At 40.5% G+C, this 19452-nt stretch carries 20 protein-coding genes; 16 read left to right on the plus strand and 4 right to left on the minus strand.

Going from position 1 to position 19452, the window contains the following annotated elements:
- Nucleotides 1–71 precede the first annotated feature (71 nt).
- The 15 genes from ABJH64_RS00615 to ABJH64_RS00685 all read left to right on the plus strand — a co-directional run bounded on the left by ABJH64_RS00615 (nt 72) and on the right by ABJH64_RS00685 (nt 16346).
- Complete coding sequence (locus tag ABJH64_RS00615) at nt 72–2435, plus strand: BamA/TamA family outer membrane protein (protein ID WP_348299316.1); 2364 nt, start codon at nt 72–74, stop codon at nt 2433–2435.
- 10 nt (nt 2436–2445) lie between these two features.
- Nucleotides 2446–3354: an oxygen-dependent coproporphyrinogen oxidase gene (gene hemF, locus ABJH64_RS00620; protein WP_348275430.1), complete on the plus strand. Its 909-nt coding sequence runs from the start codon at nt 2446–2448 to the stop codon at nt 3352–3354.
- Nucleotides 3354–3929: a phosphatase PAP2 family protein gene (locus ABJH64_RS00625; RefSeq protein WP_348275431.1), complete on the plus strand. Its 576-nt coding sequence runs from the start codon at nt 3354–3356 to the stop codon at nt 3927–3929. The genes hemF and ABJH64_RS00625 overlap by 1 nt, the downstream gene beginning before the upstream one ends.
- 22 nt (nt 3930–3951) lie before the next feature.
- Complete coding sequence (locus ABJH64_RS00630) at nt 3952–4710, plus strand: DUF2490 domain-containing protein (protein ID WP_348275432.1); 759 nt, start codon at nt 3952–3954, stop codon at nt 4708–4710.
- A gap of 56 nt (nt 4711–4766) precedes the next feature.
- Nucleotides 4767–6248: a hypothetical protein gene (locus tag ABJH64_RS00635; protein ID WP_348275433.1), complete on the plus strand. Its 1482-nt coding sequence runs from the start codon at nt 4767–4769 to the stop codon at nt 6246–6248.
- Between the two features lie 6 nt (nt 6249–6254).
- A complete protein-coding gene (locus ABJH64_RS00640) occupies nt 6255–7421 on the plus strand; it encodes a hypothetical protein (protein WP_348275434.1) in 1167 nt (388 codons plus the stop codon).
- A gap of 4 nt (nt 7422–7425) precedes the next feature.
- A complete protein-coding gene (locus ABJH64_RS00645; RefSeq protein ID WP_348275435.1) occupies nt 7426–9804 on the plus strand; it encodes an OmpA family protein in 2379 nt (792 codons plus the stop codon).
- 37 nt (nt 9805–9841) lie between these two features.
- The gene (locus ABJH64_RS00650) at nt 9842–10507 is read left to right on the plus strand and encodes an outer membrane beta-barrel protein (RefSeq protein ID WP_348275436.1); all 666 of its coding nucleotides are present in this window, start codon (nt 9842–9844) and stop codon (nt 10505–10507) included.
- Between the two features lie 113 nt (nt 10508–10620).
- Nucleotides 10621–11844: a porin gene (locus ABJH64_RS00655; RefSeq protein WP_348275437.1), complete on the plus strand. Its 1224-nt coding sequence runs from the start codon at nt 10621–10623 to the stop codon at nt 11842–11844.
- Complete coding sequence (locus ABJH64_RS00660) at nt 11844–13040, plus strand: BamA/TamA family outer membrane protein (protein ID WP_348275438.1); 1197 nt, start codon at nt 11844–11846, stop codon at nt 13038–13040. Before ABJH64_RS00655 ends, ABJH64_RS00660 begins: the two co-directional genes overlap by 1 nt.
- Nucleotides 13041–13158: 118 nt before the next feature.
- Nucleotides 13159–13632: a hypothetical protein gene (locus tag ABJH64_RS00665; protein ID WP_348275439.1), complete on the plus strand. Its 474-nt coding sequence runs from the start codon at nt 13159–13161 to the stop codon at nt 13630–13632.
- Between the two features lie 20 nt (nt 13633–13652).
- The gene (locus ABJH64_RS00670) at nt 13653–14303 is read left to right on the plus strand and encodes a DUF4136 domain-containing protein (RefSeq protein WP_348275440.1); all 651 of its coding nucleotides are present in this window, start codon (nt 13653–13655) and stop codon (nt 14301–14303) included.
- A 2-nt stretch (nt 14304–14305) separates the two neighbouring features.
- Complete coding sequence (locus ABJH64_RS00675; protein ID WP_348275441.1) at nt 14306–14899, plus strand: outer membrane beta-barrel protein; 594 nt, start codon at nt 14306–14308, stop codon at nt 14897–14899.
- Between the two features lie 255 nt (nt 14900–15154).
- On the plus strand, nt 15155–15700 hold the full coding sequence (locus ABJH64_RS00680; RefSeq protein WP_348275442.1) for a DUF4136 domain-containing protein: 546 nt from the start codon (nt 15155–15157) through the stop codon (nt 15698–15700).
- Nucleotides 15701–15704: 4 nt separating this feature from the next.
- The gene (locus tag ABJH64_RS00685; RefSeq protein WP_348275443.1) at nt 15705–16346 is read left to right on the plus strand and encodes a hypothetical protein; all 642 of its coding nucleotides are present in this window, start codon (nt 15705–15707) and stop codon (nt 16344–16346) included.
- A gap of 79 nt (nt 16347–16425) precedes the next feature.
- On the opposite strand, the gene ABJH64_RS00690 is transcribed toward ABJH64_RS00685, so the two are convergent.
- On the minus strand, nt 16426–16605 hold the full coding sequence (locus tag ABJH64_RS00690) for a histone H1 (RefSeq protein WP_348275444.1): 180 nt from the start codon (nt 16603–16605) through the stop codon (nt 16426–16428).
- A gap of 246 nt (nt 16606–16851) precedes the next feature.
- A complete protein-coding gene (locus ABJH64_RS00695) occupies nt 16852–17952 on the minus strand; it encodes a Gfo/Idh/MocA family oxidoreductase (protein ID WP_348275445.1) in 1101 nt (366 codons plus the stop codon).
- A 108-nt stretch (nt 17953–18060) separates the two neighbouring features.
- Here ABJH64_RS00695 and ABJH64_RS00700 point away from each other — a divergent pair, with 108 nt between their 5' ends.
- Nucleotides 18061–18519 (plus strand): heme-binding protein, encoded by a 459-nt coding sequence (locus tag ABJH64_RS00700; protein ID WP_348275446.1) that lies wholly within the window; start codon nt 18061–18063, stop codon nt 18517–18519.
- A 149-nt stretch (nt 18520–18668) separates the two neighbouring features.
- Here the strand turns inward: ABJH64_RS00700 and ABJH64_RS00705 are convergent, their stop codons facing one another.
- Nucleotides 18669–18911 carry a hypothetical protein gene (locus ABJH64_RS00705; RefSeq protein ID WP_348275447.1) on the minus strand — a complete coding sequence of 81 codons (243 nt, stop codon included), beginning with the start codon at nt 18909–18911 and terminating at the stop codon, nt 18669–18671.
- A 117-nt stretch (nt 18912–19028) separates the two neighbouring features.
- Nucleotides 19029–19424, minus strand: a complete 396-nt coding sequence (locus ABJH64_RS00710; protein ID WP_348299222.1) for a DUF4174 domain-containing protein — start codon at nt 19422–19424, stop codon at nt 19029–19031.
- Nucleotides 19425–19452: the final 28 nt, after the last annotated feature.

Below are 19452 nucleotides of genomic sequence, written 5' to 3' on the forward strand. Positions count from 1 at the left end.
ACTCTGCCATTTTGAAATTCACCAAATATATACTTTTTATCTGTGTCCTCTGGGCTATACATGCGTGCTCATTGAGTAAAAATCTGCCTGACGGAAAATATGTACTCAATGCCAATGAACTCGAAGGAGTAGAAAAGTCGGACCGCCTGGAAATAGAGAGCTTGTATTTTCAGGAGCCAAACACCAAAATCCCCCTTACCAATTCCTCGCTAGGAGTCAGTATTTACCGCTTTGGCCAAGCTTTTTATGATAGCGCCAAAGTCAATGATAAACTGGAAGCAAAGACCTCTGAGCTCTTGGCAATACGCGAACAGCTAGAACAAACTCCAGACGATAGGAAACTTGTGAAAAAGCGAGATAAGATTCAAACTAAAATCCAGGACTTAGAAAAACTGCAGGAATATGGAAATTTCCTCATGCGTACCGGCAATCCAGTGACTATTCTAGATAGTACTCAGACTGAAAAAACTGTCGCTGAAATTGGCAATTACCTGTACAATAAGGGATTTTTGGATTCGGAGGTATCTTTTGCTGTTGAGACTAAAAAGAAAAAAGCGAACGTCACTTACCTCATCGACGAGCGAGAACCTTACCTACTCGATTCTATCTACACGAATTCTGTTAATGAGGGATTGCTCCAACTAATTCAAGCTACTCAAAAAGAGTCGTTTATAGAAAAAGGTGACAATTACGATCAAAGTAACTTCACCAAAGAAAGGGAACGATTGGAGGAGCTCTTCAGAAACAACGGATACTTCATGTTTACCAAGAGCTTTATAGACTATAACCTCTACTATGATACTGCATCAAAAAAAATCAATGTAGAACAACGAATTCTTAAGCCTTCATTTGCCCAGAAGCACGAAGTTTACAGCATAGATTCTATCACATTCAAAGTCAGTCCACCCAGTGATGAATTCATTGATCAAAAGAAACAAGCTGAGTATAGAGACATCAATTTCACTTATTATATCGATCGATTTTCCGCCAAGCTTCTTAGCTCCAGAATACTATTTGATGAGGGTCAAAAGTATAAAAGAATCGATATCGTGGAAACTCAAAAACAGCTCAGTAACCTAGACCTTTTTCGTTATATCAACATTTCTTTTGACACGGTAGGCACAAGTCTTACTGCAAAGATTATCACTCAGCCAAATCAAAAATACCAATTGACTAATCAGCTCGGACTGACTATTACCGAGCAATTGCCTGGACCTTTCTTTAGCATGGTGTTGAGGAATAGAAATTTCTTTAGAGCCGGAGAAATCCTGGAATTCAACACTAGAATCGGCTATGAAGGGGTAGCTTCTGCCACCGATCAAGGGGTTTACCAAAGTAGTGAGTTTGGTGTGTCTGCTTCTGTAATTTTCCCAAGATTCCTTATCCCATTTTACAGTGGTAGTCTTCAGAAATATGGGCGATACAATCCCAATACGCGTACACAAATAGGATATAATTATACGAATCGACCTGAATACACGAGGTCTGGTCTGAATGCTAAACTTGCCTATACCTGGGCTACTAGAGAAAATAGAACCCAATTCACGATTAATGCGGCAGATATTAATTATGTGCGAACCCCCCAAATTTCTGATGATTTTGCTCAGGTATTAATCGATCTTGAAAATCAAGGAAACAACCTTATCTGGTCCTTCCTGCCTTCTTTTATCAGCAGTATTTCAGGGCAATCAATTATCAATTTTAATAATTATGGCAACTATAGCTCATCAAACAAAGCCAGTTTACTCAAACTTTTTGCTGAAAGTGGTGGTACCACGTTGAATTTTCTCACGACCTCCACGAATAATGAAGCCACTGATTTTGCCAGATTTCAGTGGCTTAAACTCCAAGCTGACTACAGAAGGTATCACCCACTCAATCAAAAATCCACCCTGGCCTATCGTGCAAACTTTGGAATAGCTCATCCCTATGGGGTAAGTAATGGTATTTTGCCTTACGAAAAATACTTCTTTGCAGGAGGTGGTACCAGCATCAGAGCCTGGCAAGCAAGACGACTTGGCCCTGGAAGCTATACGCCGCAAATAGGTGAAGGCGGTCGGTATGATTATGCTTTTGAGCAACCGGCCGAGATGATCGTAGAAACGATGCTCGAATACCGAAGAAACCTAGTGGGCTATTTTGACATGGCCGTATTCGTAGATGCAGGAAATGCCTGGGTGATAGGAGTTGATAATTCCCGCCCTGGTGCTGACTTTAGATTTGATAGATTTTACAAAGAAATAGCGATAGGCACCGGTTTGGGATTGAGAATGGACTTCAACTTCTTAGTCGTTCGGCTGGATTTAGCTACCAAAGCCGTTGATCCTTCTATGCCAGAAGGTCAGAGATGGGTACTAGACAATATCTCATTCAACAATATTTTTGGCCTAAAAGGCCAGACAGTCCTTAACTTTGGAATTGGATATCCATTCTAACCAAGAAAAAATGTCACGTAAGAGTAAAGAAGAAATAGCCGAAATCTATAAGAAAATGCAGGATCACATCTGCAGAGAGTTAGAGATAGCCGATGGCACAGGATTATTTACAGAAGATCAGTGGGAAAGGCCGGCTGGCGGAGGTGGAAGAACGAGAATTTTCAAGGGAGGAAATATCCTTGAAAAAGGTGGTGTAGCTTTCTCTGCCGTACATGGACCTACTCCAGACAAAATCCTCAACAAACTTAAACTTGAAAAGGCTGATTTTTTCGCTACAGGAGTATCCATCGTCCTGCACCCGAAAAGCCCTATGGTGCCTATCATTCACATGAATATCCGATATTTTGAAATGGATAATGGTGTTCATTGGTTTGGTGGAGGAATAGATCTCACGCCACATTATATCGATGGTGCTGACGCAAAACACTTTCACCAAGAAGTGAAAAAAGTCTGCGATCAATACGACTCCACTTACTATTCAAAATTCAAAGATTGGGCTGATGAGTACTTTTACATCAAACACAGAAACGAAACGCGAGGTGTAGGAGGTATCTTCTATGACCAGCTTACAGCAAAGGACGATGCAGAATTTGGAAAAATACTAGAATTCAGCCTTTCCTTAGCACGCTTATTCCCAAAGGTTTATGGCTTTTTCATGAATAAAAACTCTCAAATTCCTTATGGAGAAAACGAAAAATCCTGGCAACGTCTAAGAAGGGGGCGGTATGTGGAATTTAACCTGGTTTGGGATGCTGGGACCAAGTTTGGGCTAGACACTAATGGCCGTACGGAAAGCATCTTGATGAGTATGCCACCGCAGGCTGATTGGGAATACATGCATGAGGTAGCACCAGGGTCTGCAGAAGAATTCACCCAAAACCACCTGAAAAAAGGGATTGACTGGTTATCTTTTGACTAATGATCGAAAAAATAAAGCTTTGGGATGAGGAATTATTCCTCCGGCTAAACTCCTTTCATACCGATTGGCTGGATGTTGTTTTTTTCCAACTAACAGAAACCGTCACTTGGATACCATTCTATATCCTGCTATTTTATTTCATCTATAAAGTGAATCCAGCCAATAGCTGGTGGGTTCTAGGCGGAATAGCAATGACTATATTGATCGCAGACCAAACGACCTCAGCATGGATGAAGCCTTTTTTTGAAAGACTCCGACCCTGCCACGAGGAGCGATGGGAAGGAATAATTCATAACTATGGAAGATGTGGGGGGCTATTTGGGTTTGCATCCTCTCATGCTGCCAACACCTTCGGTTTAGCAGTTTTTCTTAATTTGAAAATGAAGGGAAAACTTCGATTTTTACCTTTACTATTTTTGTGGGCTGCTGTGATTTCCTATACGCGAATTTATCTGGGAGTACATTATCCCATGGATATTATTGTAGGTGCTTTCGTAGGTGGATTGGCTGGTCTTATTTCATGGATTGTAGTCGTCTTCATTAGAAGAGAGGTATTGAAATTATTTCTTAAATAGAACTTTAAGTAGTGGATCAGTGATGAAAAGAATAAGTCTAGCACTAATTATCCTACTAGTCATTGCAAAATCCCAACTTGCTTTGGCACAAGGTGATTCTACTCAACTTACCCCGCAGCAAGAAGTGTGGCCAGAGCTAGATATATACTATCATTTCAATGACAACTTCCGCCTCTACTCAGTAGTATCAGGAACCAAATATGATCAGTCCAGCTACAGTGAAGGTGCCTTTTCTTTATTTCTAGATTATTTCGGATTCAAAGCTCCCATCTCAAGATTATACTTTGTCAATAGGGAAGAGCGATTTAGGTTTAGGCTGAGAATAGGATACTTGTATTCGACTACCCCTCCTACCGATGAAGACCAAATCAAGTCAAGTACTTTTCGTATTCAAACTTCCAATACCTTCTCCCTAAGTGCCAAAATGAGAGCTTATTATATTGGCAGATTAGATGTAGTATTTTCTGACGACGGCGTCAATGCCAGGTATGTACCTAGGCTTAGACTAGAAAGAGATTTTAAAACAGAATACCTTACTTTTTCGGGTTATACGTTTGCAGAACGTTATTTAGACTTTCAGGGAAAAGATTTGGATAGGACAAGAATTACACTGGGAGCTATTTTGAAAGTGAGTAAGAATGTCGATTTCGAGACCTATTATTTATACCAATTCAGCAATCCAGACAATGTTCCCGCTGTGAAGGCTATCGGTGCAAAGCTTAAGCTTTATTTTTACTCACATGAAAAAAAGACCACTGAAACAAGTTCAGCACCGCATTAAACTGTTATATTCAGTTTAATTCCACGGATAATAAATTTAAATAACTGATTTTTACCATGAGTTTTTTATATCAGAACTGGAGCCAGAATAAGTTTATATCAAATCTTTACCTAGGATTTGGAGTTATACTCCTACTTGTATGTAATGCCATTCAGGTTAAGGCGCAAGACACACATCATTGGGGAAATCAATTCGGAACAAGAGCAGCATTGTTAGGTGGGGCAGTTCTTACAGACACAGTGGATAATGCCGGAGTTTTTTACAACCCAGGAAACCTGGGCTATTTAGACACCACTTCCCTCACGATCAACGCCAATCTTTATGGCTTAGAAAATATCAAAATAGAAAATGCGCTCGGACAACGAGCTGATTTCAAAGGGCTTCGATTCAACACCGTACCACTCCTGATCAGTGGTTCAATACAGACCAAATCAAGCTGGAATCTGAGTTATGGATTATTGACTCCGGTGAGTTTTAATTTTAATGGTGTAGCAAGAATCGAGGGCAACTTCGAAATAGCACCAGAAAATATCAGCCCTGGAAAGGAAGAAGTAGTGTCTGAATCTGGAATAAACACCAAACTTCAAGAGACTACACTTGCAGTAGGATTTGGTAAAAAGCTGAGCCCCAACCTTGGATTTGGCCTAAGCCTACTCAATACTATCCGAACGGTAGATTATTCTTACCGTTTTTCTGCCAAAACATTAACCAATAGCCAAGATTACTATCTAATCTCCCGTACCCAAAATGAATTCATCAATTACTTCGCCCTCCGTACAGCATTGAAGGTGGGCTTAAATTTCCAAAAGGAAAGCTATGGATTGGGAATTGCAGTGACTACGCCGAGTTTAGACTGGTTGGGTAATGGCACGGTGGCAGAAGATCTTACGTTGACAAATCTTCCTGTTCAAGGAATAGCTAGACCGGTAAATGCTTATGCCTCAGATCGCCAGGAAAAATTAAAAACAACCTATAAGTCACCTTTTGAAATCGCCTTTGGAGCGCACAAGGCTTTTAATAGATCTATTTTGAGTTTGAATGTGACACATTTTGGAGGATTTGATAAATATAGAATCATCGATGCAGAACCTGGGGTGCTGGTTCGACCTGAAGAGGTAGATCAGGCTTTTGACAATGAAGATTTTTTAAATGTAGAAACAGCCATGAAGCCAGTCACGAATGTGGCTATAGGATATGAAAATCAGTTGAAGGAAACCCTCACACTACTCGCTAGTTTTCGAACAGATTTTTCGTATTTTGATGATAAAGCATTGGAAACATCCCAAATGGAAACGGAGATTACTCAATGGGATATATTTCACCTATCCTTAGGCACAGAAATAAAAAAATCAAGGAGTAGCTTAACACTTGGCTTGATCTATAGTTTTGGATCTACCCAAGACTATTTACAACGAGGTAGTTTTAATAATGTGGAAGCAGATCAAATTTTAGAGGGAGCATTGGTGATAACTAAAGCTTCCTATTCTAATTTTGGTTTGCTAATAGGGTATTCATTCAATTTCAAGAAATTCAATTAACAAGCTATGAAGAAAATTTTACTCTTAGTATTAGCTTTTACAGTGATGACTCCCTTGCTAAAGGCTCAGGTGACCACTATAAATCTAGACTTGATCACCAGCAAGATTAACGGAGGATTGCCTTTGCCAGCTGAGCAAGAATTCTATATCAGAGGAGCTATTCCTGAGAAAATAGAAATGGTAAAATTACTCATCTATCCATCCAACAAGTCAGACAAAGCTGCTTCAACTTACTTCTGGAAGGCTCCGTTTGGCTATCAAGATCTCTCCTACCAAATCCTCATGGCTGAACCTCTTCGTTCCAATACCGATTACCATTTGGAATTTGGATACTATCAAAAAGCAGGACCAGAGCAGGTAGATGAAGTCAGAGAACTCATTCATCAAAACATCAAAACTTACTTGAGTACGGTCACCACCATCAAAAGAAGTGGAATCAAGTTTTCAGAATCTGACGAGGTCTTGATGAGTAACCTTTCTAAAATTGTAGAACAAGGAGCGCTATATTTTGAGTTGCCAAATGGTGAGAAATTCCCAGGATTCAGTGACATCACCAGAGCCAAACTCGAGCAGCGAGGCAAATTGAACATGGGAAAAGCAAAATACAATGCTACCGGGCTGACAGAGGCTGATAATGCTCGCGCCGTGTACGCTAACAACTACCTTGCTGAATTAGAGAATATTTTATTTTCGGAAGTCAGTCAGTACCTCAGCCCAAACATGCTAGTCAGAGTAAATGAGACAGTTTTTGAAAATTACGCTACTGAAAAAACTGCCAATTCCTTACCGATCAACATCGGGTACGGAGCTATTTCTCTCAGTCAAGGTCTGCCAGACCAAGAGTTCGTGATGAGTCCTTATGCAGGAATTTCTTTCCCACTTGGCAACAGAACTTTCGCGAAATTCATGAATAACATGTCCATCTCTACTGGTTTCTTTTTGTCCTCAAAGATGGAGAATCAACAAGGAGAAAATATTTCAGGTCCAGTGTTAGACCGTCCTATTTATGTAGGATTAGGATATAACTTCTTTCGCTTCATCAGATTGAACGCTGGAGGTACATTTATCACTACCGAGCAACTGAGCGGTACAAATAAAAACAGCTTTCAACCCTTCGTGGGAGTGAGTGCTGAGTTCAATATTTGGTTAGGTATCGGAAGCAAAAAAAGATAAGGATATGAAAAAGCTAAGTTTATTATTTCTCGCTTTTGCCTTCGCTTTTACTGCTCAGGCACAGCTTCACGGCTACAAATGGAGATTCGGAGCCAGCACGGGTATCACTAATTACTTTGGTGATATTCGACCTATTCGAGTGGATAATTTTCAGAATTTCACGAAGTATTACAAACGCTATGACACCTATTCTGACCAATTATCCTATCAACTTTCAATTGAGTACGCATTAGGCAATTCCGTAGGCTTGATGCTCACGGGCGGGAGTTACCAGTTCGGCTCTAGTGATCGATTGATTCAGAATGACGGCACTTTATTGACCGATAGCCCTAATTTTGATCGTGCGCTGAATTTTCAGACTGACGCCTATGATGTAGGTTTGTCCTTCGTTTTCAAACCGGATAATAATTGGTTGCTTTCTGGCAAATCGTTCTTTGCCCCCTACTTTACCCTGGGAGTAGGCGCGGTAACCTATAAAGTTTTTGGAGACCTACTGGATGCCAATGGAAATCAATACAATTACAGCAATGTAAATCTTATTCCCGACGGCACCTTTGAAACAGAGCTTACCAACCTGGGGACTGAGCGAACTGATGATTATAACACAACTGCCTTTTATGCAAATTTGGGACTTGGAGTTCGGTTTAGAATTACCAAAACCCTGGAGATTTTTGCACAGTCAGATTTCAAAAGAACAAATACAGATTACCTGGACGACGTATCGGGAGAGTACCGAAACTCTTACGATAACGCTTTCCAACGCTACGCGGCAAAACCTGGAACCAATATAGTCACAGCGGAAGATCCCTATAGAGGCATGGAAAATGGAAGACCTGATTGGTACATCTACCATGGTGTTGGAATCAAGTTCAGTTTGGGAGCAAACAAGAAATCCTTCAACCCTCCAGTGATTACCCAACGCTATACCTATGTACCAACGGAACTTTCACAGGCTCAAATGGCGAAAAAGGATACTATTAATAGAAAACAAGTACCGCTAGCCCCTACTACGACTAACTATTTTACTGTCATCCAGTTGCCTGCTAATGGAGTTTCTCAAGTAACCGACAAAAACAAACCAACACTTGATTCTGCGTCTAGGGCAAACATAACTACAATGCTTGACTCATTAAAAGCAAGCCAAAGTGATATTTCGAATGAAATAGCTGCTACTGAGGCCGATTTGGCTGCGGTCAATCAAACGATAGCCTTGGCTGAGCAGGATACCAGTGTTTCTTCTGAGATCACGCAGGTACGACTTCAAAACCTTGAAGGTGAAAAGTCTATAGCGCAAGGAAAACTGACCAGCCTAAATGTTGCTTCCTTAGAAACTAGATTTAAAATTGACTCGCTGAATAGCTACACTTCAGATAGTGTGACCACCACGTCAACTCCTGTGGATGCTATGGGAACGATGAATGAATTGATCATCTATCCGGGACAGGTGAGTAGAATATTGTACTCTACCAGTCCTGCAGTCCTCTCTCTAGATCCGGCTACACAATCTTTCACTGCTGCAGCGCAGGCCGCACCTGTGGCTAAGGATACAGTAGAGACCTTTACCAGAGAGCAATTTGATGAGGAAATATCCAAATTCAGACAGGATATGCTTGCTGCTCAAGCTACCCGAGATTCAGCTATGATGATGGCTTTCGCCTCCAAAACTCCAGCCAGCGTCTCCGCAGAGAAAGATGCCGAAGAGGATGAAGTAGATACTCAACAGATCATTCTAAGTCCAGAATCTACAAAAGAGGAGAAAAAGGCAGCTAAAAAACTCGAGAAAAACCGCAAAAAACAAGAAGAACTAAACGAGAAAAACAACGAACTTCTCAAAGACGCCCTGCTCGTAGGTGGAACTGCGGCGACTACCGCGGCGATCAGTAATAGTGGAGATAAGAAAAGAGCAGCAGCCAACGCAGCCAATGACTCCACCCTCCGCGCCAGAATAGCCATGGATTCTATTCTCATAGACAGTCTATCTAATATTCCTCGAATGGTGGACACAGTCACCGTCACTGAAGTCCAAGAAAAAACCATTCAAACTTTACTTCATGAGAGCAAAATAGAAGTGTATTTCGGTATCAATGAATCTACCCTGACTGAAGAGCAACGGCAAAAACTAATCCCGGCAGTAGAGTTTCTACAAAAAAACCCTGAAGTCAGTATTGAACTTGTTGGTTTTGCAGATAATACTGGCTCAGTGGCTTATAATATTGCCCTCACAGAAAAACGGGTGGCAGCAGTAACCCAAGCGCTTACTGATGAATTCAAGATCGCTCCAGATCGGATCTCTGTAAGTAATGGAGGTTTGATTGTGAGGGGAAGGTCTAAAGGATCTGTTGAGGAAGATCGCAAGGTTGAACTTCGGGTAATTAAAAAATAAGTGATCCAAACATACTAGTAATCTTAACTTTAAAAAAATGAAAAAGGCATTATCAACCCTCTTTTTGTTAGCTGCACTAGCCGCAGCATCGAATGCACAAGAAATCCGAATTAATACCTATGCGGGGTATATATTCAAGGATAAAGTAGATTCCTACTACAGTAGTAGCTCTTATTACAATGGGCAAATCCAAGATGGATTGCGATGGGGTGGCGGTATAGAATATCATATTCCGAATAGAGGAGCAATTGAACTACAATATTTGAGACAAGACACAAATGCCCCAACGGTATATCAGGACGGAGGAATTTTCGGTGGAGTAGTTCAAAACACTGACTTTGATCTAGCTATCAATTGGCTGATGTTGAATGGAACGAGGTACTTCCCAGTAAGTGAAGTAGTCGAACCATTCGCAGGAGCAGGTATAGGGATGGGCATATTCAATGTAGGGAATCCAGACAATGGCAGAGAAAACTCGGCTACCAAATTCGCGTGGAATATTCGTGGTGGGTCTAATTTCTGGGTGTCACCAAACGTAGCCCTGCGGGTTCAAGCATCGCTATACTCTGCCACGCAGGCTATCGGTGGTGGGCTATATTTCGGTACTGGAGGTGCTAGCGCAGGACTTTCCAGTTATTCCACAATGTATCAATTTGGATTTGAAGGTGGATTAGTTTTCAGGATACCACAGCCCACCAAGTAGTACCAAGCTAGGAGATCAGACGAAAAGCATCGGGAAATTCCAAGAATTCCCGATGCTTTTTGCGTTATTTGTGCTTCAAAATTTCACTCATCTCAAAAAAATTCCCCCCTCAGGTGTACCACAGAATTTCCGCGATAATTGTATTACTGAGCTTATTTATTTTTATAGGAGTCAGCCCCTCTATTGCGCAGGAGCTAGACAGTATTCAAAGCAAAACTGAGAAAAAGGAATCTTTCTTAAACCATACTTCCAAAGGGTTTGTACTAAAAACCGAAGATGGTAAATACGAAATGCAAATTGCTGCACGCTTACAGCTCAGATTTGCAGTGCCAGACGATCAAGATCCCATCACTTTTGCGGACTTCACCAATCAAGACCAACGAGTATTTAAGATAAACAGGGCGAGATTAAAAGTAGGTGGGCATGCCTATCAGCCATGGCTCAAATACTATTTCGAATATGAGCTTTCTCGAAGTTTACTCTTAGACTACAGAGTAATGATAGAAAAGTGGCCTTGGCTCAACTTTAAAGCAGGACAATGGAAGATAGAGTTCACCCGAGAGCGATTCATTAGTAGTGGCGAGCAGCAAATGGTAGATCGCTCACTATTAAATAGAAAATTCACCGTTGATAGACAGCAGGGTGTAGAAGTGTATGGGAATTTGGATGCAGGTGGAATTGCCAACTTCAACTATTGGGCAGCTGTATTGACAGGTATGGGACGTGGCGCTACGCAAAATGATGACTCGAAGATGATGTATTTTGGTAGGTTCCAATGGAACTTCCTGGGCAGAGAGGTTCCTTTTTCTGGAGGTGATTTGAAAATTTCCCAAAAACCAGCTGGAATCATAGCCATAGCCGCTGTCAGTAACACAAGTCCATACACTAGATTTTCTACCTCTGGAGGTGGTAATCTAGCTGGATATGAAGGAACAAACGACTCTCAATACACGGTCAATCAGTATCAAATAGAAACAGCATTTAATTACAAAGGCTTTTCTTGGGCGAGTGAACTCCATCACAAAAGCATCCTAGACAACTTCGATGAAGTAAAAACTGAATTGGGAGGATTTTACTTTACGGCAGGTTATTTTGCTCACCAAACTCTAGAATTTTGGCCGGAGCCATTAGAAATTGCATTCAGATTTGCTGAGGTTCGGCCAGACCTATCTATCTCTAATAATACCCAAAGAGAAACTGCGGTCGCATTCAACTGGTTTTTTGCTGGACACAAAAATAAACTGACTACAGAAATCACTAGGTTTAAATTCCAAGATCAGGAACTTGCTCAAGATGATGAGTTAAGGTTTAGATTACAGCTTGACATCTCTTTCTAATGACTAGAATCGCAATTTGCCTCATTTTCTTTTGGGCTAGCTTACCGCTCCTAGCTCAGGATACAGCCGTATATAAGCCAAATCAGATTCGAGATTTTAAGTTAGTTCCTTTGCCTGCCATTGCTTCCAATCCCGCAAATGGATGGCTCTTTGGTATAGCTCCTTCAGCCACTTGGAGGATGGGGAGTCCTGAAAACACTCACTTATCAAACATGGTGGGCAATCTCCTATACACCACCAAAAAACAATGGCTGATCAGCTCCAGAAGTACTATTTTCCTTGCAGAAGATAGCTGGATCTTAGTGGGCGACTGGCGCTTTTTTATCACCTCGCAGCCTACTTTTGGATTGGGTAGCACCACTCCCAATTCACCTGAAGAGAACCCAAATCAACTGGGAGTTTGGTGGGGAGAGCAGCAAATGGACTACAATTGGATACGATTCTATGAAACTGTGCTTAAGAGAATCTCCAATTCTAAGTTCTACTTAGGAGTAGGCTACCATCTCGATGTGTATTCCAAGATTGAGAACTTCATGGAAGACGAAATTACCCAGGAGCTTATTTTCTCCAGTGATTTTTACAACCAAACTAAGGAATTTAGTTTAGATAAAAATACCGTTTCAGGAATTACCCTAAATGCGGTAATGGAAAATCGCGACATCGCTGTATCCCCTTATGAAACCAACTTTGCCTTAGTCTCTTATAAGATCAACCCAGAATTCTTAGGATCAAATCAATCTTCTTCCACTCTCCTAGTCGATTATCGCCACTATTTCCCATTAAGCGAAACCCGCAAGCGCCATTTGCTAGCCGTATGGGGCTATGGCAATTTTTTGGTATCTGGTGACCTTCCTTACATGGCGTTACCTTCTATCGGATACGATATGTTTGGCCGCTCTGGTAGAGGATATGCGCAGGGTAGATTCAGAGGTGAAAATATGGTGTATTCAGAAGCAGAATACCGTTTTCCTCTTCAAAAAAACAAAGAGACTTTTGGCGGGACAGTTTTTGTAAATGCTGCCAGTTTTGGAAGTAAACTAACGGGGGAAAATCTATTTGCAAAAATTAATCCTGGGTACGGTCTGGGATTTCGTGTGATAATCAACAAAGAAAATCGCACCACGATTTCCGCTGACTATGGCTTTGGCCAAAAGGGGAATTCAGGATTTTATCTAAACATCAACGAATCGTTCTAACATAGAATGGATCTTCTAAGCTCTAAATAAGAGTTTTGATGAAGAATTACCACACGTAATTCAGAATAAAGCCTAACTTTGTCTTTAAGTAAGTTCTCCCACTTCAAACATCTTTTTTATGAAAAAAATATTTTGCTTATCGGCTCTTGCCCTAGTACTCTCCGTACAAATTTGCCTAGCACAAAGCAAAGTTGATGACGAGATTACGCTGATCCAATCCGCATTTGGTATGGACAAAAAAATGATAATTGATGGATATATGGATCTGCCGGAGAGTGTAGCTCCTGGTTTCTGGACTATTTATCAGGCTTATGAAGATAATAGACAAGAATTATCACGAGAGCGTCTTAAGATTATAAACGATTTCTTGATTGAATTTGAGACTATTGGTAATGATGAGGCGGATGAATTGGCCAAAAGAACCTTAAAAAATGATATGGCTCTGGCAAAACTTCATTCTACCTATTACAAAAAATTCAAAAAAGCAACTTCCGCAGTTGATGCTGCCAAATTCATGCAAATTGACACCTACATTCATAATACTATTAGGAATGCTATGCAGCAGGAATTACCCTTTATAGATCAAAAGTAAATTAAACCTAACTAAATTTTATGCTAAAAAAACTGAAATTTCTAGCGCTGGGACTAGTCGGTTCTTTGGTGCTAGTATCTTGTACACCAGATGGAGCGGAGTACATAGATGAATTAGACATCGTCTATACCAACTATGATGTCAACTATGATTTCGGATCTAAAGGAACTTTCGCAGTACCTGATAAAATCATCAAAGTCGAAGGTCAATTCATCAATGGAAATGAAGGGGACTTCGAGCCGGAGTTTGTGTCACCGGTATATAGTACAGCAATCTTGGCTTCCATTAGAAATAACATGAGAAATGCTGGATACACAGAAGTAGATAAAAGTGCAAACCCAGATTTGATCATACTGCCATCTGTTGTCCAAACTGATCAGCTTTTCTTCTACTATGATTGGTGGTATTGGAACTGGTTCTATCCAGGATGGTATCCAGGCTGGGGATGGTATTATCCAGGCTATTTCCCTCCCCAAGTATCAAGGGTACGAACTGGCACTTTATTGATGCAAATGGTTGATCCTGAAGGAGTAGCTGAAACTGAAAAAATCCCTGTGGTATGGACCGGTGTAATCAACGGACTCTTAGAGGGAAACACTTCATCAATCAATAACCGAATCAATGCTACCATTGATCAAGCATTCGAGCAATCACCTTACTTAGCTAACTAATCATGAAAAAGTCTATCAAAATACTGGCATTTCTGATCATGATTTTTGCCGGAACTGCACAAGCACAAACTTCTTTTTTCTCCATCAATTATTCTGTAAGTATTCCTACTGGCAATACAGCAGACTATATTGATCAAGTATCAGGAAGAGGAATCAAGCTGGAATATCAGAGATTTCTAAACAAAAATATTGCCTTAGGTGGCGAAATAGGAACCTACACGCTTTATAAGAGAGAACCTAACAAAACTTATACGGAAGGATCTGCTTCTTTATCTGGAGTGCAATATAGATATCAAAACACCTACCCTATCCTATTTACAGGGACATATTATGCCAACGAGACAGGTATGGTGAGACCGTATGTAGGCTTAGGAATGGGAACTATAGCACATGACAAAAGAATCGACATGGGGATTTTCACTTCTGAGGAAACACACTGGCAGTTTGCTTTAAGACCTGAATTAGGAGTAATGGTAAGACCGGAACAGAATATTGGATTCAAGTTTGGGGCAAAATACTATCAATCCTTCAGCAGTAGCAACCTAGATGGTCAATCTACTATTGGCTTGGACTTTGGTATCATTTTCATCCACTAAGAATCCTGATTTTCTTCCAAGATAAATTCATCCGACAATCCTAACAAAGAGTTACGTTTGTCGGATGCTTTGTTTTACGGTTAGCCAAGTTATTTATAAAAACCACTAGTTCTATGGTAGTGTATCTTTAAAGGGTTAGTACCTGTAGCTAGGCAAAGCTTTTGAGAACCATAAGCAGATTCAGTATGTTAAAAATTGGGTTTTAATTGGCTTAAAACCTTTAGTTAATTAGTTTCATCTAATCAATTCTATCTAATGAGAAAATTAAATTACATCTGGCTCGCATTAATCCTTGGATTCATGTCTTGCACCACTACAAATGTGATTGTAGAACCTGGAGTTTATGATGATTTCAACATCGCTGATTACAAAACCTATTCATTTCTAGAAGTTGATCAAAGTAATACAGAGGTCCCCGCATTCTCTCAATCTGTAGTCTATCTAAAGAAGGAAATTGCCAAACAATTGGCCGCTAGAGGGCTATCCGAAGATCCCTCATCACCTGAATTGAAGATCAATCTGGGTATAGTCATAGAAAACAAAGAACAAACTCGCGAAACTAACTTGGCCACTGACCCCTTCATGTACACTGGTCAAAGGAATTACACTTGGTCTAGCCAGGAAATTGTAGTTAATAATTACAAGGAAGGAACTCTTACAGTTCACCTAGTAGATTCAGAGACGAATCAGGCCGCATGGGCTGGAGTAGTGTCCGAAATCATCCCCAACAAACAAGCAAAAAAACAGGAAGCTATAGAAAAAGCAGTTCAGGAAATATTTGAATCAATTGACAACAACTAATCTAATGACAAAATTAAATTCAATCGTAGCTCTAGTGCTACTAGCGGCCGTAGCAGCTTGCTCTCCGAGTACAAAAATAACAGGCTCGTGGAAAGCTCCTCAAGCCAAAGAAGGTGGATACAGTAACATTTTCGTCACTGCATTGACAGAAAATCTCGTTTCTAGACAAACTATCGAGAATGACATCGATGAGTTACTAGAGAAAGATGGAATCGCCGCTAATAGCAGCTTCGATATTATTCCTCCAGGCTTCAAAGCTACGGCAGAAAACAAAGACAAAACGTTGAAAGCCATTCAGGATGCTGGTCACGATGCTATTTTGACAATCGCACTTCTAGATCAAACTTCCGAAACTAGGTATGTACCTGGGACTACTATGTATTCTCCTATGGGTTATGGAGGATATTATGGAAGATTCTATGGATACTATTCTTATTACAATCCCGTGATGTACGACCCCGGCTATTATACTACTGATAAGAATTATTACATAGAAATGAACCTATACGATGCCCAGACAGAAGAACTGGTATGGTCTGCTCAGTCCGAAACAACCAATCCTTCCTCAATTGAGACTTTCTCAAAAGCATTTGCCCAGGCGGTAGAATATCAATTGATTAAAGACAAAGTCATAGCTACTAAATAAGCTCACGCCAGAAAATCCCATAAAAAAAGCCCCGATAGGAAATCCTATCGGGGCTTTTCTTGTAAAAGGCTAAATGGAATTATTTACCTTCATTTTTCTTGGCTGTTACTTCAGCTCTGATTTCTTGTGCAAGATTCTTAATAGCTTGCATACCTGTTCTTACTCTAGTGCCAGCTGCTTTGTTGCCATTTTCGTAGAACTTAGCAAAATCTGCTTCTAAAGAATCTACCAAATCCTTAACTTCTTGGTGTCTGCTCATAATCGTTTTTTGGTTGGTTATAAAATGTAATTGAATACAATAAACATCATTTATAGTGCCCTTAGAAGACTTTTGATGATTATTTTTAATTTTTAGTGCAGAAAAATGGTCTTTTCATCAAAACGCTCACTTTTTTCGATTTTTAGCAATTTTTCTGGCAAAAATTAGGATTTATTTATCATCAAAAATCGCTTCTACAATCCCCATATTGGCTTATTCATTACCCAATAGTGCTGTCCAAACTAACTAGATCACCACTTTCCTTCCCTGCTCAGCAGATTCAAGAATGGCTTCGACCACACGAATATCTCGAAGCCCTTCTTCGCCTGGAACAATCGGAGGCTTGCCTTCTATTATCGACTGGGCATCCGCTTCCATTTGCCATACTTGCTCCATAGGTATTTCAAAAGGAAAATTAATTTCACCAAGTGGGCTTGTACCTTTATTGCCTGCATAAGCTGAAAAAGGAGCCATCTGGATTTTCCCTTTTTCACAGCTAATGGTAAGATAGTTGACACCTTCAGCAAAGGACGTTTTGATCTTACCAATCACACCTCCCGGAAACTCGAGCTCTGCTTCTACTATTTCACCTAGTCCATCTTTATAAATTTCTGGGCGCTCCGTCCATACCCTAGCCGAATTAACTGCTATTGGCTCCATCGCAGTGCCAAGCCTCGCTCCTTGGATTGAATAAACTCCCATGTCGTAAATCACCCCTCCCCCCATCTCTGCCTTTTGTTTCCAGTGTTCTTTTCTATTTTCTCTATATCCAGCTGCACAGTCCACCCCCATCACCTTTCCTAAACTTCCTTCCTGTACAAGCTTCTGGTAAGCTTTGGTATTCGGCTCATGCTGGCATCTATAGCCTATGGATAAGGAGACACCTGCTTGCTTGCAAGCATCTATCATAGTTTGGCATTCTTCCACTGTCATAGCCATGGGCTTCTCGCACCACACATGCTTTCCTGCTTTTGCTGCACGCACCACATATTCCATATGCATGGAAGGAGGCAATACGATGTAAATCACATCGATGGATGGATTGCTGGCAATTGAATCAAAATTTTTATAATCATAAATATTTGCTTCAGGAATGGCGTATTTGGTCTTCCAAACGGCCGCTTTAGATGGAGTCCCGGTCACTATTCCTGCTAGGTAGCAATTCTTCGTTTTTTCCAAAGCAGGAGCCAACAAATCAGTACTATAATATCCCAAACCAACTAAAGCGACTCCCAATCGATCTTTAGTTGACTTCGTGGACGACCATACTAAAGAAGGTGAGATCAAACTTGCTCCCGCTCCTAAGGCGAGAGATTTCAATGTGGTTCTTCTCGAAATAAAACTCATAAGCCTTTAATTTAAAGTTGGATAACTACTTAAACTATCAAGATAATGATTTTGACTCTACCTCCAAAAAATCACTAAATTCACAATCACACTAAAAATCTGATTCCTATGAAAAAGTTAGCATTCATCCTTCTTCTATTAATGCCTATTATCTCTCAAGCTCAAAATTCCATGCAACCCTATCTGACCCTTGAAGATGCAACCCGGATATCGGCTGCTGCCGAAGCCAAATCAAAAGCTGAAAATTGGAATATGGTGATTGTAGTCCTAGACGCTGGCGGACATATTATTTCGCTTCGCAAAATGGACGGTGTACAAATCGGTAGTATTGATGTAGCCATCGGCAAAGCAAAAACTGCAGTCTATTTTAAGCGTTCAACAAAGGTATTTGAGGATGCGATGAAAACTGAAGGTGGTGGTAGAATTGCCACGTTACCCAATGCTGTGGCTATTGAAGGCGGCTTGCCGATTTTTAAAGATGGGATAATCATAGGTTCCATCGGAATATCAGGAGCCACCTCTGCTCAGGACGGAATAGTTGCAGCTGTAGGTTTAGAAGCCTACTAATTACATCTTTATCAGGTATAGTTTTCTAAATCCGCAATAGATATCGTAAAAAAAGCTGTCTCATAATGAGGCAGCTCTGATAAAGTATATAAGGGAGGGAAGTACAAACACTTCAACCGCCCTGCGAAGGAGAATCGTTAGGTGGCGTATCAGACGATATTTTTTCCACCTTTCAAAATAGAAATAATAGGTTGATCATGCGTGTTGCAACAATGCTTACATAGACCTACTTCAGTCTTCATAGTTTGGGCTTTTCTCAAAGCTTCATTTCCGGTGTTATATGGCCCTAGATAATCCCTGTCATAGGAGTCAGGGATAAGAACACAGTCGCGGTCGTGTACCTCATGCTGTCCGCTTTCATTTGGATTAGAAGAAAGGTAAAAGAATTTCATAGGTTGGAATAAGAGTTTTAACTCTCCAAAAATACCCTTCTCAACTTTACGAAAACATACCCTATACAGGGTATTTTTAGCCACTTTAGTCTTAAATTTACCTATCCTCCGGACTTTTTAATTGATTTCAGATTGCCGCATAGGCATTTGATCAATTAGCGTGGTTATTTTCGAAAGACTAAAATCAAGTTGTTTACCTGAAGCTTTTACACCACCATCCAATCCAATCAATACCCATTCAGCAGATGAGTCGGTTTTTGAAAGTATATTCAAAAATTGCTTCGATTCTATTTCTGCTGAATCACTTGCGCTTTGAAACTTGCCATCATGAAAGCTGATGAATACTAATTTCCTATCCAAGAGACTTTGCTCATTACCTTTCAAAAGTGAATCCAATTTTAGGTTATCAAAATCTGTGATGACTAGTCGGTTTTTCCATCGGTAGTCTGCCAATGTCTTGGACGGTTCAGGAATCATAAAAACAAGAATATAAAGCAAGAGGTAGAATTTCATAAAAGTACAACTACCACTATACCATTTG

This window comes from Algoriphagus sp. (genome assembly GCF_039969895.1).
Lineage (GTDB): Bacteria > Bacteroidota > Bacteroidia > Cytophagales > Cyclobacteriaceae > Algoriphagus.